The 15,786-nt window shown below is 62.3% G+C and carries 14 protein-coding genes; all 14 read left to right on the top strand.

What is annotated here, in order from left to right:
* Positions 1 to 41 precede the first annotated feature (41 nt).
* The 14 genes from H582_RS0103355 (at position 42) to rny (ending at position 15,734) form a co-directional block, all read left to right on the top strand.
* Entirely contained in the window at positions 42 to 2,702 is a 2,661-nt protein-coding gene (locus H582_RS0103355) for an FtsK/SpoIIIE family DNA translocase (RefSeq protein ID WP_028597377.1), read from the top strand.
* A 63-nt stretch (positions 2,703 to 2,765) separates the two neighbouring features.
* Positions 2,766 to 3,578: a spore cortex-lytic enzyme gene (sleB, locus tag H582_RS0103350; protein WP_028597376.1), complete on the top strand. Its 813-nt coding sequence runs from the start codon at positions 2,766 to 2,768 to the stop codon at positions 3,576 to 3,578.
* Positions 3,579 to 3,735: 157 nt separating this feature from the next.
* Positions 3,736 to 5,007, top strand: a complete 1,272-nt coding sequence (yfmF, locus tag H582_RS0103345; protein WP_028597375.1) for an EF-P 5-aminopentanol modification-associated protein YfmF — start codon at positions 3,736 to 3,738, stop codon at positions 5,005 to 5,007.
* A 5-nt stretch (positions 5,008 to 5,012) separates the two neighbouring features.
* The gene (gene yfmH / locus H582_RS0103340) at positions 5,013 to 6,317 is read left to right on the top strand and encodes an EF-P 5-aminopentanol modification-associated protein YfmH (protein WP_028597374.1); all 1,305 of its coding nucleotides are present in this window, start codon (positions 5,013 to 5,015) and stop codon (positions 6,315 to 6,317) included.
* A 14-nt stretch (positions 6,318 to 6,331) separates the two neighbouring features.
* Positions 6,332 to 7,063: an elongation factor P 5-aminopentanone reductase gene (gene ymfI, locus H582_RS0103335; RefSeq protein WP_052332921.1), complete on the top strand. Its 732-nt coding sequence runs from the start codon at positions 6,332 to 6,334 to the stop codon at positions 7,061 to 7,063.
* A gap of 111 nt (positions 7,064 to 7,174) precedes the next feature.
* On the top strand, positions 7,175 to 7,426 hold the full coding sequence (locus H582_RS0103330; protein WP_028597372.1) for a DUF3243 domain-containing protein: 252 nt from the start codon (positions 7,175 to 7,177) through the stop codon (positions 7,424 to 7,426).
* 155 nt (positions 7,427 to 7,581) lie between these two features.
* On the top strand, positions 7,582 to 8,346 hold the full coding sequence (locus H582_RS0103325) for a DUF3388 domain-containing protein (protein ID WP_028597371.1): 765 nt from the start codon (positions 7,582 to 7,584) through the stop codon (positions 8,344 to 8,346).
* 23 nt (positions 8,347 to 8,369) lie between these two features.
* Positions 8,370 to 9,257, top strand: a complete 888-nt coding sequence (locus H582_RS25795; RefSeq protein WP_164820109.1) for a helix-turn-helix domain-containing protein — start codon at positions 8,370 to 8,372, stop codon at positions 9,255 to 9,257.
* Positions 9,258 to 9,440: 183 nt separating this feature from the next.
* Positions 9,441 to 9,932 carry a YajQ family cyclic di-GMP-binding protein gene (locus tag H582_RS0103315; protein ID WP_028597370.1) on the top strand — a complete coding sequence of 164 codons (492 nt, stop codon included), beginning with the start codon at positions 9,441 to 9,443 and terminating at the stop codon, positions 9,930 to 9,932.
* Between the two features lie 81 nt (positions 9,933 to 10,013).
* Entirely contained in the window at positions 10,014 to 10,589 is a 576-nt protein-coding gene (gene pgsA, locus H582_RS0103310; RefSeq protein ID WP_028597369.1) for a CDP-diacylglycerol--glycerol-3-phosphate 3-phosphatidyltransferase, read from the top strand.
* Positions 10,590 to 10,668: 79 nt separating this feature from the next.
* The gene (locus H582_RS0103305; protein ID WP_028597368.1) at positions 10,669 to 11,916 is read left to right on the top strand and encodes a competence/damage-inducible protein A; all 1,248 of its coding nucleotides are present in this window, start codon (positions 10,669 to 10,671) and stop codon (positions 11,914 to 11,916) included.
* Between the two features lie 246 nt (positions 11,917 to 12,162).
* Positions 12,163 to 13,227 carry a recombinase RecA gene (gene recA / locus H582_RS0103300; protein ID WP_043110850.1) on the top strand — a complete coding sequence of 355 codons (1,065 nt, stop codon included), beginning with the start codon at positions 12,163 to 12,165 and terminating at the stop codon, positions 13,225 to 13,227.
* Positions 13,228 to 13,326: 99 nt separating this feature from the next.
* Positions 13,327 to 14,010, top strand: coding sequence for a regulatory protein RecX (locus H582_RS0103295; protein ID WP_028597366.1), 684 nt, complete (start codon positions 13,327 to 13,329; stop codon positions 14,008 to 14,010).
* 182 nt (positions 14,011 to 14,192) lie between these two features.
* On the top strand, positions 14,193 to 15,734 hold the full coding sequence (gene rny / locus H582_RS0103290) for a ribonuclease Y (RefSeq protein WP_028597365.1): 1,542 nt from the start codon (positions 14,193 to 14,195) through the stop codon (positions 15,732 to 15,734).
* Positions 15,735 to 15,786 lie beyond the last annotated feature (52 nt).

Below are 15,786 nucleotides of genomic sequence, written 5' to 3'. Positions count from 1 at the left end.
TCCACCACCTATGGTATAATACTGAACCAGAGGTGAGAGGATTGGCCAAGAAAAGGCGGCGCAAAAGACGCACGTTCGGAGAAAACTTAAAATACGAGGTTTACGGAATCTTGCTCATAACGGTGTCGGTAATCGCCTTGTCAGGCGAGGCTACGGTCGGCAGGTCGCTGACGAAGCTGTTCGCGCTCGTTTTGGGCAAGTTTCATTTTGCGCTCGCGCTCGTCGGCATCGCGGCCGGCCTATATGTCATGGTGACGAGGAGGTGGCCGAAGGGGTGGACGTACCGCAGGACCGGCTTCCTGCTGCTGCTCATGGCGCTGACGCTCATGAGCTCGATCGGGGAGATCGACCGCAAGCTCGCGCCTGCGGACCTGGTCAGCGGCTCGGCCATCTTTGCCCAGCTTGGACAAGACATCCGCGACGGCCTGCTCACGGACGGCACCGAGGCCGATCCGGGAGGACCGATCGGAGCCTCGGTCAGCGGCGGCTATCTCGGAGCGCTCCAATACTCGCTGCTCTACACGCTGTTCGGCTACTTCGGCTCCAAGCTGCTGCTGATCGTCATGTTCGCCATCTCGGCGATGCTCATCACGGGCCGCTCGTACGTCGAGCTCGGGCGGGTCGTGCGGGACCGGCTGGGCCGGCTGGCCAAGCTGCTGCAGGCCAAGGCCGCCGGCCGGCCGCGCAAGCCGAAGGCTCCGAAAAAGGCCGCCGGAACCGGCGCCGGGGCGGCAGCCGCGGCCTCCGCCGGGCCGGATCATCTGGGCTACGGGCTCAACGCCGACGGAGAGGACGACGACTTCGGCAGCACGGTCGCCGCGCCGGCGGCCAAGAGCCGCTCGCTCTTCTTTTCCTGGGGCAGCCGCAAGGACGAGGGCGAGCAGGAAGGTTCTGCCGGCGAAGCGGACAAGGAGTGGCTGATGGAGGAGTCCGCGCTGAGCCAGGCCAAGGCAGCCGTCAAGCCGTCCATCTCCTTGCGCGGGCGGCAAGCGGAGCCGCCTCGCGACGCCGCTCCGTGGGAAGACGACGATGGAGACGACTGGGAGGACGCGCAGCCGTTTCCGGCCGCGCTGCCGCCTGCCGTCTCCGCCGTCCGTCCCGAATCGGAACCGCTGCCGGAGCCGGCAGCTGCCGATCGGTCGGCGGGCTTGCTGGACGATGCGGCCGACTTTCCGATTCCGCCGCCGGCGGTCCATCCGGCGGAGCAGTCGGAAGCGCTCGCCGGCCCGGAGGGCGACGGCGAGGGCGCTCCGGCCCAGGCGCGGACGGCCAAGCCATACCGCCTGCCGCCGCTGTCGCTGCTCGCCAAGCCCGCCTCGACCGGGCGGGCGGGGGACATGACCGACATCAACAACGACTCCCGCCGCAAGCTCGAGGCGACGCTCGAGAGCTTCGGCGTCCGCGCGAAGGTGCTTGATGTCGTGCCTGGACCGGCCGTGACCCGTTATGAGGTGCAACCCGCGACCGGCGTCAAGGTCAGCCGCATCGTCGGGCTGACCGACGACATCGCGCTCGCGCTCGCGGCCAAGGATATCCGCATGGAGGCTCCAATCCCGGGCAAGTCGGCGATCGGCATCGAGGTGCCGAACGCCGAGGTGGCGGTCGTGACGATGCGCGAGGTGATGGAGACGCCGACTTTCGCCAGCGCCTCGTCCAAGCTGTCGATCGCGTTCGGGCGCGACATCGCCGGCCAGTCGATCGTCGGCAATCTCGCCAAGATGCCCCATCTGCTCGTCGCCGGGGCGACCGGCTCCGGCAAGTCGGTGTGCATCAACGGCATCATCACGAGCATTTTGTACAAGGCGGCTCCGGACGAGGTCAAGTTCATGATGATCGACCCGAAGATGGTCGAGCTCAACATGTACAACGGCATCCCGCATCTGCTCGCGCCGGTCGTCACCGATCCGCGGCGGGCGTCGCTCGCGCTCAAGAAGATCGTCGTCGAGATGGAAAAGCGCTACGAGCTGTTCTCCAAGTCCGGCACGCGCAACATCGAGGGCTACAACAGCCTGATGCAGGACAATCCGAACGCCGTGCTGCCGTACATCGTCGTCATCGTCGACGAGCTCGCCGATCTGATGATGGTCGCCGCCAAGGACGTCGAGGACAGCATCACGCGGCTCGCGCAGATGGCGCGGGCGGCCGGCATCCACCTGATCATCGCCACGCAGCGGCCTTCCGTCGACGTCATTACGGGCGTCATCAAGGCCAACATTCCGTCGCGGATCGCGTTCGGCGTCTCGTCCCAGGTCGATTCGCGGACGATCCTCGACATGGTCGGAGCGGAAAAGCTGCTCGGCCGCGGCGACATGCTGTTCCTGCCGGTCGGCATGTCCAAGCCGATCCGCGTCCAGGGAGCGTTCCTGTCGGACGGCGAGGTGGAGGCCGTCGTCGAGTACGCCCGCTCGCAGGCCGAAGCGGAGTACAAGGAGGACCTCGTGCCGGAGCTGGACGAGGCGGGGGAGAGCGGGGACGGCGAAGATCTGGACGAGCTGTTCGACCAGGCGATGCAAATCGTCGTCGAGGCGCAGCAGGCATCCGTCTCGCTGCTGCAGCGCCGGATGCGCGTCGGCTATACGCGCGCGGCCCGGCTGATCGACCAGCTGGAGGCCAAGGGCATCGTCGGCGCTTACGAAGGCAGCAAGCCGCGCGAGGTCATGATGACGCTCGACCAGTTCCAGGCGAACCAGAAACATGCATAGAAGGGACTTGCCTTTCTCATACTAGGGACGGTTAAACATCCCGTAGCAGAAAGGCAGATCCCCATGAAAAAAATGCGTTTGATCGTCATGACGGTCGCAGCCACGCTGCTTTTGCTCAGCCTGTATACGCTCAAGGAAGGCTGGCCTCCGCGCGCGGCCGAGACATTCAGCAACGCGACGTTCCAGATGGGCGCGTCCGGCAAGGACGTCGTAGAGCTGCAGGGACGCCTGCGCTTCCTCGGCTACTACGAAGGCAAGATCGACGGGCAGTTCGGACCGAAGACGAAAAACTCGGTGACCTGGTTCCAATGGAAGTTCGGCATGAAGTCCGACGGCGTCGTCGGGCCGAAAACGAAGCTGAAGCTGTGGGAAGCGACCAAGAGCTGGAAGCCGACTGCAGCGGACCTTCCCGGCGGCGAAAGCGGCTCGAGCGGCGGCGGCAGCGGCGCCTCCGGAGGCGGATCCGCCGGATCGGCCGGCGCTTCCAACAGCTCGATGGACAAGTCCAACAAGCTCGGGCTGTCCGCCAACGACATCAAGATCATGGCCAACGCCGTCTACGGCGAGGCGCGCGGAGAGCCGTACGAAGGCCAGGTCGCGGTCGCGGCGGTCATCCTGAACCGGCTGCGGTCGCCGGAGTTCCCGAACTCGATCACCGGCGTCATTTTCCAGAACCTCGCCTTCACCGCGGTCGCGGACGGCCAGATCTGGCTGACCCCGAACGAACGGGCGAAGCAGGCCGTGCAGGACGCGATCAACGGCTGGGATCCTTCGGACGGCTGCCTGTACTACTTCAATCCGGTTACGGCCACCTCCAAATGGATCTGGAGCCGTCCGCAGGTGAAGACGATCGGCAAGCATATTTTCTGCATGTAGCATCAGCCGGCTGCGCCGGCTCACGGGCAGCCGGGAGGGCATTCCTTCCGGTTGCCTTCTCTGTTTGCGGGCCAAGGCCGCCTTGGGATAGAATGGAAGGACAGCAAGCGGAAGTGCAAGTTCGACCAATAAGCGATGGCGGGAGGCGTTTCCATCCATGTCTTTTCAGCAAGCGACAACCGGCCGGATCCGGCTGCATGTGCTGCCGACGAAGCGGTTCAAGACTTTTGCAATCTCCCTGTTCGCAGGCATTCCTCTGCAGGAGGATACCGTCACCAAGACGGCGCTGACGCCCTTCGTGCTTCGCCGCGGCACGCAGAGCGCTCCGGAGACGATCGCGTTCCGCGAGCAGCTCGACGAGATGTACGGAGCCGGATTCGGCTTCGACGTCTACAAGCGCGGCAGCTCGCAGATCGTGCAGTTCCGCATGGACGTCATCAACGATCGGTTCGTCCGCTCGGACAGCTCCCTGCTGGCGCGCTCGATGAAATTTCTCGGCGAGGCCGTGACCTCGCCGGCGCTGGAGGACGGAGCGTTCCGATCCAAATATGTCGACAGCGAGAAGCGCACCCTCGCGCGCAAGCTGGAGAGCATCATCAACGACAAGATCCGCTACGCGGGCGAGCGCTGCCTGGAAATCATGTGCGAAGGCGATCCGTACCGGCTGCACTCGCTCGGCCGGCTGCAGGATCTGCCCGGCATCGATCCGGCGAGCCTGCATGAGGCGTATGCCGCCTGGCTGGCCGGGGCGGTGCTCGACCTGTACGTCGTCGGCGATACGACGCTGGACGAGGTGCGCGAGCTGGCGGAGGCTTCGTTCCGCCTGCCGTCGACGGGTCCGTCGGAGTACGGGCCGCCGGACATCCGCCGCCGCAGCGGCGAGGTCAAGACGGTCGTCGAGAAGCTCAACGTCGCCCAGGGCAAGCTGAACCTCGGCCTCAGGACCGGCATCGCCTACGGCGACGACGCCTACGCGGCGGCGCTTCTGTACAACGGCATTCTCGGCGGATTCCCGCACTCCAAGCTGTTCATGAACGTGCGCGAGAAGGAGAGCCTCGCATACTATGCCTCCTCGCGCATGGACGGACACAAGGGGCTGCTGACGATCCAGTCCGGCATCGAGATCGCCAATTACGAAAAAGCGGTCGCCATCATCAAGGAGCAGCTTGAGAGCATGCGCCAAGGGCAGCTGTCGGAGCTGGAGCTCGGCCAGACCAAGGCGATGCTCGTCAACTCCTTGCGCGAGCTGCAGGATTCGGCTTACGAGATGATCGCCTTCGACTTCAACAGCGTCCTGTCCGGACGCCGGCGCACGGCGCAGGAGCTGCTCGATGCGGTGCAGGCGGTGACGCCGGAGCAGATCGTATCCGTAGCCGAGGGCGTCGAGCTGGATACGGTGTACTTTTTGCGCGACCGAAAGGAGGGCTAGCCGACATGCAGAAGCTACATTACCCCGGCGTCGAGGAGACGCTGTACTACGAGCAGCTGCCGAACGGGCTGAGCGTCTATCTGCTTCCGAAGGCAGGCTTCCAAAAGACGTACGCGACGTTCTCGACCCGCTACGGCTCCGTCGACAACCATTTCCGCAGCGGCAGCCAGCCGCTGACGCGCGTGCCGGACGGCATCGCCCATTTCCTGGAGCACAAGATGTTCGAGGAGCCGCAGGGCGACATCTTCGCCACCTTCGCTTCGCAGGGGGCTTCGGCCAACGCGTTCACGAGCTTCGACCGCACCGTCTACCTGTTCTCGGCGACGGAGCAGATCGAGGCCAACCTGACGACCCTCATCGACTTCGTGCAGCATCCGTACTTCACGGATCAGAACGTCGACAAGGAAAAGGGCATCATCGCGCAGGAAATCAACATGTACAGCGACAATCCGGACTGGCGCGTGTACTACGGCCTGATCGAGGCGATGTACCAGAAGCATCCGGTGCACATCGACATCGCCGGCACCGTGGAGTCGATCTACCAGATCGACAAGGAGCTGCTTTACCTGTGCTACAACACGTTTTACCATCCGTCCAACATGCTGCTGTTTGTCGTCGGCGGCATTGATGCCGAGCGGATCATGGAGCTGATCCGGAGCAACCAGGCGGCCAAGTCCTTCGAGGACATCGGCGAGATCGAGCGCTTCTTCGATCCGGAGCCGCAGGGCGTGCGCGAGCCGCTGAAGTCGCTCTCGCTGCAGGTGTCGCTGCCCAAGTGCCTGTTCGGCTTCAAAGAAAAGACGAACGGCCTCGGCAGCGCCGAGCTGCTGCGCCGCGACGTGACGACGAAGCTGATGCTCGAGACGCTGCTCGGCTCGAGCTCGCCGCTGTACCAGAGCCTGTACGACGACAATCTCATCTCCGACTCGTTCGGTTATGAGTACAACTGCAGCACGGACTACGGCTTCAGCATCATCGGCGGCGATACGAACGATCCGGATCGGCTCGTCGAGCGGATCAAGGAGGCGATCGGCGAGGCGCTGCAGTCCGGGCTCGACGCCGCCGCGTTCGAGCGCACGAAGAAAAAGCGGATCGGCAGCTACCTGCGCATGCTCAATTCGCCGGAATCGATCGCCGGGGAATTCACCCGCTATAAATTCCGCGGCCAGGATCTGTTCGAGCTGCTGCCGGCTTACGAGAGCCTGACGCTCGAGCAGGCGAACGCGCGGCTGCGCGAGCATTTCGACTTCGGACAGCTCGCCGTCTCGCTCGTGCTGCCGACAGCCGAGCAGGAGGCGGAGCCGAGCTGAAGCCCTTGCATGAAATGAACGTGCTCGTCACCGGAGGCAGCCGCGGCATCGGCGCCGCGATCGCGCGGCGCTTCGCCCGCGAGGGCATGAATGTCGCGCTTCATTACCTTCACTCGCATGAGCAGGCCAACGAGACGGCGCGCGAATGCCTCGCGCTCGGAAGCGGGCGCGTCATGACGGCGTCGGCCGACCTGCGCTCGCGGGAGAGCCTGGAGCGGATGCGCGAGAAGCTGGCCGGAGCGGATCTGCTGCCGGACATCCTCGTCAACAACGCCGGCATTTCCCATTACGGGCTGCTTTCCGATCTGACCGACGCCGAGTGGGACGACGTCACCGCGGTCAATCTGCGGGGCGTTTTCCTCTGCACCCAGCTGTTCATGCCCGAGATGATCCGCGCCCGCTGGGGACGCATCATCAACATCTCGTCCGTATGGGGCGTCGCGGGAGCCTCGTGCGAGGTGCTTTATTCCGCCACCAAGGGCGGCGTCAACGCCTTCACCAAAGCGCTCGCCAAAGAGCTCGCCCCCTCGGGCGTGACGGTGAACGCCGTCGCTCCCGGCGCGATCGACACGGAAATGCTCGGCGGCTTCGATTCCCAGGAGCTGAAGCAGCTCGAGCAGGACATTCCCGCGGGGCGGCTCGGCCAGCCCGACGAGATCGCCTCGCTCGTCTATTTCCTGTCGCTGCCGGAGTCGTCCTACATCACCGGACAGGTGATCAGCCCGAACGGCGGCTGGATCACCTGAAGATTGAAACCTTTTGCCAGCCCTGATCGTCGTATAGCTGACCCGGCCGCCGCGCACACTAATGCCGTTGATGGTGCTATTCCTCAACGACTTTAAGGAGGCGAACCGAGCATGTCTACCGTACTTTCGAACTTCGATTCCTGGAAGGAATTTCTTGCAGAGCGACTGGAACAAGGCAAGAAGCTCGGCTTGAGCGAAGAGGCGATCGGCAACCTCGCTTACGAAATCGGCTCTTTCCTCGACGAGAAGGTCGACCCGAAAAACGAAGAGCAGCGCATGCTGAAGGAAATCTGGGATGTCGGCGACGAAAATGAGCGCAAGACGATCGCCCGGCTGATGGTGAAGCTGGTCGGACATCGCTAGTCATCGGCGTCACGGCAGAGAGCTCCCGGTCTAACGGGAGCTTTTCTGTCATGTAGAACGAGCGTGCTCATTGCGGAAACGTGGCGAATCCTGTAGAATGTAGGCTTATAATGAAGGCGGTTCGAAGCGCCTGCAACCTTGGGACGGTGTGATTGATGGAATCGAAACAGTGGTATATGGAATACAAAATACATAAGAATCGGCCAGGCCTGCTCGGCGACATCGCCTCGCTGCTGGGCATGCTCAACGTCAACATCATTACGATCAACGGGGTGGAGGACCGCACCCGCGGCATGCTGCTGCAGACCAACGACGACGAGAAGATAGAGATTCTCGGCAAGATGCTGCAGAAGGTCGAGAACATCACCGTCAACAAGCTCCGTCCGCCAAGCCTGGTCGACCGCCTGGCCGTGCGCCACGGACGCTATATCGAGCGCGACTCCGACGACCGCAAGACGTTCCGCTTCACGCGCGACGAGCTCGGCCTGCTCGTCGATTTTCTCGGCGAGATCTTCAAGCGCGACGGCAACCAGGTCATCGGGCTGCGCGGCATGCCGCGGGTCGGCAAGACGGAGTCGATCATCGCGGGCAGCGTCTGCTCGAACAAGCGCTGGACGTTCGTCAGCTCCACGCTGCTCCGGCAAACCGTGCGCAGCCAGCTTTCGAGCGAGGAGATGAACCCCGACAACATCTTCATCATCGATGGCATCGTCAGCACGATCCGCTCCAACGAGCGGCATCATTCGCTGCTGCAGGAAATCATGGAGATGCCGTCGACCAAAGTCATCGAGCATCCGGACATCTTCATCCGCGAATCCAATTTCGATTACAGCACTTTTACGACGATCATCGAGCTTCGCAACACCCCGGACGAGGAGATCTCCTACGACTCCTTCACGGTCAACTACAATGACTTCTAATCGGAAAGGAGGCTATGCCAGCCATGTCTGAACTGGGCCAAACCCTGCGGACCGCAAGGGAAGAATCCGGCTTGTCCCTCGACGAGCTGCAGGAGATGACCAAGATCCGCAAGCATTATTTGATCGCGATCGAGGAAGGCAACTACAGCGCGCTGCCCGGCAGCTTCTACGCCCGCGCGTTCGTCAAAAACTATGCCGAGGCGGTAGGGCTGAACGCGGAGGAAGTGCTCAGCTACTACAAGAACGAGCTGCCCTCCGCTCCGCAGACTTCCGCCGCCGAGCCGTCGGCTTCTCCTCAGCCGCCGCGCAAGGCGTCGACGTCGCGGACGATGTCGGAGCGCTTCGGCAAGCTCGGCTTTTCCGTGCTGATGTGGGCGTTCCTCGGGCTGATCGTGTTCCTGCTCTGGATGTTCGTCATTCGGGACGACGGCGCCAAGAGCGCCGACTCCACGGACCGGACGCCGATGACGACGGCGACTCCGGGACCGAACGACAGCCGGCCGACGGCGTCCCCGGGCAGCGGCGAGCTCGCATCCCCGAGCCCGACGGCTACGCCGACTCCGACGCCTCCGGCAGGCGCGGTCACGTTCGACCGCAAGTCGGGCGGAGTGGACTATTATCAAGTCACCGGCCAGCCGATGCTTCAGCTCAAGTTTTCCGGCGGAGCCTGGCTGGAGGTCCGCAAAGGCGGAAAATCCGGCGAGCGCCTCTACAACCAGAACGTTACGGCTGAAGACACGATCGAAATTCCGCTTGATGCGGTCATCTACGTGAACACGGGACGCGCGGACAACACCGAATTCTACATCGACGGCACGCTTCTCGAGGACGGCGACCGTCCCGGTCCGAAGCGCTTCCAGTTCGATCCGTCCTCGGGCGATGCGGCATCGCAGGACGAGGCGGGCGAGTAATTCGGCGCTTGAAGCGCGGCCGCCCGCTTGCCGCGAGGGTCGGCAGGCACGGGCGATAGAAGGTTGAAGGGCGCTTTCTTCCTGCGGGAAGAAGCGCCTTTCTGCGCCGCGGCGGCGCGTTATACTTTCGCTTTCGGATGATTTATAATAGAGGACGATGAAAACGCAAGGAGGACTGGATCCATGAGTTCGGAAAGTTCGTTCGATATCGTATCGAAGGTAGACCTGCAGGAGCTGAACAACGCCATCGTCCAGGCGGAAAAGGAAATCGAGAACCGCTTCGACTTCAAGGGGAGCAAGAGCAGCATCAAGCTGGAGAAGGAGGAGCTGGTCGTCGCTTCCGACGACGAGTACAAGCTGAAAAGCGTCATCGACATCCTCCAGACGAAAATGATCAAGCGCGGAGTGCCGATCAAGAACATGGACTTCGGCAAGATCGAGGCGGCCACGCTCGGCACGGTGCGCCAGCGGATCAAGCTCAAGCAAGGCATCGGCCAGGACGACGCCAAGAAGATCAACGTGCTCATCCGCGATTCCAAGCTGAAGGTGAAAAGCCAGATTCAAGGCGATCAATTGCGCGTGACGGGCAAGAGCCGGGACGATCTGCAAGCGGTCATCTCGCTGCTGCGCGGCGCCAACCTCGAGCTCGAGCTGCAGTTCACCAACTATCGCTGACGGCCGTCGATCCTCGTTTTGACAGGCCGCTTCCGCTTCGATTATACTTGTGAAGTTTGAAACGTCAGGGAGGGGAAGGGCTTGAACCTGGCCAACAAGATCACGCTCGCGCGCATCTTCTTAGTGCCTGTCATCCTGTTTTTTCTATTGATCCGGTTCGATCTGGGAACGGTCCGGTTCGAAGATTTCGAGCTTACATACACGCAAATCATCGCCGCCCTGATCTTCATCATCGCGGCGAGCACCGACGGGCTCGACGGCTATCTGGCCCGCAAGAACAAGATGGTCACCAATCTCGGCAAGCTGCTTGATCCGCTGGCGGACAAGCTGCTCGTCGCGGCCGTCCTCATCTCGCTCGTGCAGATGGACAAGCTTTCCGCGTTCATCGCCATCGTCATCATCAGCCGCGAGTTCGCCGTGACGGGCCTGCGCCAGGTCGCCCTGCTGGAGGGCGCCGTGCTTGCGGCAAGCACCTGGGGCAAGTGGAAGACCGGCATCCAGATCGCGATGATCATCGCGCTGCTGCTCAACAACTTCCCGTTCGCGCTGGTGGACATCCGCATGGATATCATCCTCAGCTGGGCGGCTGCGCTGATCACGATCTGGTCCGGCATCGACTACTTCGTCAAGAACCGCAACCTGATTCCCGTCGAGTAGCTTACAAGGTCTCTTTCCTTTTCGGGAAAGGGACCTTGTCCGTTACCGACAGCCCAATCCACGACAGGAGTGAAGCGCTGTGAAAGCCGAAATCATCGCTGTTGGAACGGAACTGCTGCTTGGACAGATCGTCAATACGAACGCACGCTATCTTTCCCAAGGACTCGCCGCCCTCGGCATCGACGTCTTTTTCCAGACGGTCGTCGGCGACAACGCCGCCCGCATCCGTCAGGCGATCGATACGGCGCGCTCCCGTGCCGACCTGCTGCTGTTCACCGGCGGGCTCGGCCCGACGATGGACGACCTGACCAAAGACGTGCTTGCCGGCTATCTCGGCCGCCGCATCCTCGTCCACGAGCCGACGATGGAAGCGATGGAGCGGTTTTTTGCCTCCCGGGGCAGCCATATGGTGGAGAGCAATCGCCGGCAGGCCAATTGGATCGAGGGCAGCGAGCCGTTGGAGAACGAGGCGGGGCTTGCCGTCGGCAATGCGCTGGAGCAGGACGGCACCCGCTACATCCTGCTGCCCGGCCCGCCCAAGGAGATGGTCCCGATGTTCGAAGGACCGGCGACGCGCTGGCTGCTGGCCGAGATCGGCGCGGGGGCGCCGCTCCACTCCCGCATCCTGCGCTTCGCCGGCATCGGCGAGTCGCGGCTCGAGCATGAGCTGATCGATCTGATCGAGAGCCAGAGCGATCCGACGATCGCCCCCTATGCCAAGGAGGGAGAGGTCGCGATCCGCCTCTCCAGCAAGTCTGCCGACGAAGCGCAGGCGCTCGACCGCATCGAGCGCATGGCGCAGCGGATCCGCGAGCGCCTCGGCGCGCATATCTACGCGGAGGAGGACATCTCGCTCGAGGAGGCGGTGCTGCGAAGGCTGCGGACGAGGCGGATGCGGGTCAGCGTGGCGGAAAGCTGCACGGGCGGCCTGCTGGCCGAGCTGATTACCGGCATCCCCGGCAGCAGCGGCGAGTTCCTCGGCGGTATCGTCACGTATACGAATACGATGAAGCACAAGCTGCTCGGCATTCCGCTTGCCCAGCTGGACGGTCCGGACGCCCCCGGTGCCGTGAGCGCGTCCACCGCGGCGCTGATGGCGCAGCGGGTGGCGGAGACGACCGGCAGCGACTGGGGCGTGTCGGTCACCGGCGTGGCGGGACCGGGCTCTTCGGAGGGCAAGCCGGTGGGGCTCGTCTATATCGGCATCGCCCGCAAGGGCGGGGAGGTCCAGACGCATGAGCTGAATGCGGGCGGCAACCGCGACATGGTGCGCATCCGCGCCGCCAAGCACGCCCTGTACCGGCTCTGGCTGGCGCTTGCGGAGTAGCTGCCGCGCCGTGCGGGCGCTTGCGCGGGCCGGCGCCGATGGCGTACAATAGAAGCAGTTGACGGAAGAACCGCAGCGAGTCGGACCAGCTGCGGTTCTTTGTCTTTCTCAGGGCTGCGGCGGGACTCGGGGAGGGACGGAGCGCGCTTCAAAAAAAGCGAATGTATGTTCGAAAAAAGTCTTGGCAAACCGCTTCAAGTAGACTAAAATAGAACTATAAATCGACGAATGAAGGATGTGGATCTCTTGTCAGATCGCCGCGCAGCTTTAGATATGGCGCTTCGCCAGATTGAGAAACAGTTCGGAAAAGGCTCCATCATGAAACTAGGCGAATCCGCCCAGCTGGCCGTAGAGACGGTCTCCAGCGGCGCGCTCGCATTGGATATCGCGCTCGGCATCGGGGGCTTCCCTCGCGGCCGCATTATTGAAGTCTATGGACCGGAATCGTCCGGCAAGACGACCGTCGCCCTGCACGCGATCGCCGAAGTGCAGCGCACGGGCGGACAAGCCGCCTTCATCGACGCGGAGCATGCGCTGGATCCTCTCTATGCCAGCAAGCTCGGCGTCAACATCGACGAGCTGCTGCTGTCCCAGCCGGATACGGGCGAGCAGGCGTTGGAGATCGCCGAGGCGCTCGTGCGCAGCGGGGCCGTCGACATCATCGTCATCGACTCCGTCGCGGCGCTCGTGCCGAAGGCCGAGATCGAGGGCGAGATGGGCGACACCCACGTCGGCCTGCAGGCGCGCCTCATGTCGCAGGCGCTGCGCAAGCTGTCCGGAGCGATCAGCAAGTCCAAGACGATCGCCATCTTCATCAACCAGCTTCGCGAGAAGGTCGGCGTCATGTTCGGCAACCCGGAGACGACTCCAGGCGGACGCGCCCTGAAGTTCTACAGCAGCGTGCGTCTGGACGTGCGCCGCATCGAGAGCATCAAGCAAGGCACGGACGTCGTGGGCAACCGGACCCGCATCAAGGTCGTCAAGAACAAGGTCGCGCCTCCGTTCCGTCAGGCCGAGCTGGACATCATGTACGGCGAAGGCATTTCCCGCGTCGGCAGCATCATCGACATCGGCGTGGAGATGGACATCGTGCAGAAGAGCGGCGCCTGGTTCAGCTATAATGGCGACCGTCTGGGCCAAGGACGAGAGAATGCCAAGCAGTTCCTCAAGGACAACGAGGCGGTCGCGGGTGTGATTGAAGGCAAGATTCGCGAAGCGCACAACCTCAACGCGGCTGCGGACCGCGCCGCCGGCGCCGAAGTCTCCAAGGACGAGGAGGACGAGTTCGAGGAGCTGGAGCTCGACGTCTGATTTCCTTTCCGCTCTGCGGAAATACCGGCATGGCAAGCATCCCTGATGGAGTCAGGGATGCTTTTTCTTCATTAAAGGACGAGGGAGGCGGCGGCTGGGATGGAGGAACAGGAAAAACGGATTACGCGCGTCGAGCAGGATGAGAAAAAGGCATCGATCTATTGGATCTATATCGAAGGCAGCGAGGAGCCCGAGCTGTCCGTGCATGAGGACATCCTCGTCAAATACCGCCTGCTCAAGGGTGCGCGGATCGAGCCGAAGCTGATGGCGCGCATCGCGGAGGAGAACGCCCGATACCGGGCGTATGCGGCCGCCGTCTTCTACGCCGGCTTCAAGATGCGGACGACAAAGGAAATGACCTCTTATCTGAAGCGAAAGGAATTCGAGGAGGAGGACATCCGCCACGCGATCGAGCGGCTGCAGCAGGAGCGCGTTATCGACGACCGCGACTATGCCCGCATGTTCGCTTCCCAGCGGCTGCGAGGCAGCCAGAAGGGCAGGCGGCTCATCCGGATGGAGCTGGAGCAGCGCGGCATCCCCAAGGAGACGGCAGGCCGCGCGGTCGAAGCTCTCGACGACGAGGAGGAACGGCGGACCGCGCTCAAGGCCGGAGAGAAGAAATGGCGAAGCCTGAAGGGAGACGAGCGCGACAAGCGCATGAAGCTGACCGGCTTTCTGCTGCGAAGGGGCTTTTCGAGCGATCTCGTGCGGGAGACCGTGCGGCATATTCAAGGCGCTGCCGGAGGCGAGGACGATGCCGACGGGGGCTGGCTTGACAATTGATTTTATGGAAAGCTACAATAATAAAGCATCCATCTGGTATGGGATGCCTTTCCTTCCGTAAATGGGTTCAGGTTTTTTGTCTCCATTTCTACAGTCGTAAAGCACAGTATGGATCCGAATGGCAACAATTGAATATCATTCCCGGCTGATGCCTTGGTGAATGCAACGAGGAGGTGAACAAGATGGACACCATCTGGTGGATCTTGATCGTTCTCGTTGTTGGCGCGATTACCTTTGGGATTGGTTACTTCGTCCGAAAGTCGTTTGCCGAGGCTAAGATTTCCAGTGCCGAGCAGGCCGCCCTCCAAATCGTCGAACAGGCGAAAAAGGAAGCGGATGCGGTGAAAAAAGAAACGGTGCTGGAAGCGAAAGACGAAATCCATAAACTCCGTTCGGAAGCGGACAAGGACATTCGGGAGAGACGCAATGAGAATCAGCGTCTTGAAAGGCGCTTGCTGCAAAAAGAGGAGTCGTTGGATAAGAAAATTGAGGCACTCGAACGCAAAGAAGAATTGGTAGCCAACAAGGAGAAACGAATCGAGGAAACGCAAGAGCAGATTGACTCCATCTACCGTCAGCAGCAGAGCGAGCTGGAGCGGATTTCCGGCCTGACCACAGAGGATGCGAAGACGATCATCTTCAACAACGTGGAGCAGGAGGTCCGTCATGAGACGGCGCAGATGATCAAGGAGCTGGAGCAGCAAGCCAAGGAAGAAGCGGACAAAAAAGCCCGCGACATCATTTCCCTGGCCATCCAGCGCTGTGCCGCCGATCATGTCGCGGAGACGACGGTATCCGTCGTGACGCTGCCGAACGAGGAGATGAAGGGCCGTATCATCGGCCGCGAGGGCCGCAACATCCGCGCGCTCGAGACGCTTACCGGCATCGACCTGATTATCGACGATACGCCGGAAGCGGTCATCTTGTCCGGATTCGATCCGATTCGTCGGGAGATTGCCCGCACGGCGCTGGAGAAGCTGGTCGCCGACGGCAGGATCCATCCCGCCCGGATCGAGGAGATGGTCGAGAAGTCCCGCCGCGAGGTGGACGAGCGGATCCGCGAATACGGCGAGCAAGCGACCTTCGAGGTCGGCGTGCATGCGATCCATCCGGATCTCATCAAAATTCTCGGCCGCCTGAAGTACCGGACAAGCTATGGCCAGAACGTGCTGAAGCACTCGATGGAGGTCGCTTATTTGACCGGCCTGATGGCTGCCGAGCTGGGCGAGGATGTCACCTTGGCCAAGCGTGCCGGCTTGCTGCATGATATCGGCAAGGCGCTCGACCATGAAGTCGAGGGCTCCCATGTCGAGATCGGCGTCGAGCTGGCCCGCAAGTACAAGGAGCATCCGGTCGTCATCAACAGCATCGCGTCCCATCATGGCGACTGCGAGGCGACCTCGGTCATTGCGATGCTCGTCGGAGCTGCGGACGCGCTGTCCGCTGCCCGTCCGGGAGCGCGCCGCGAGACGCTCGAGACGTACATCAAGCGTCTGGAGAAGCTCGAGGCGATCTCCGAATCGTTCGACGGCGTCGAGAAATCGTACGCCATCCAGGCTGGGCGCGAGGTTCGCGTCATGGTTCAGCCCGAGAAGATCGACGATACGGAAGCGTTCCGCCTGGCGCGCGACATCACCAAAAAGATCGAAGGGGAGCTGGATTATCCGGGACATATCAAGGTCACGGTCATCCGCGAAACCCGTGCGGTCGAATACGCCAAGTAGGCGACCCAGACCATCCCGCTCCTGCCGGAGCGGGATTTTGTCATGACAGGAG

Source organism: Paenibacillus pasadenensis DSM 19293 (assembly GCF_000422485.1).
GTDB lineage: Bacteria > Bacillota > Bacilli > Paenibacillales > Paenibacillaceae > Paenibacillus_O > Paenibacillus_O pasadenensis.
The sequence above is the reverse complement of the archived record's forward strand: the minus strand, read 5'-3'. Positions and strand labels throughout refer to the sequence as shown.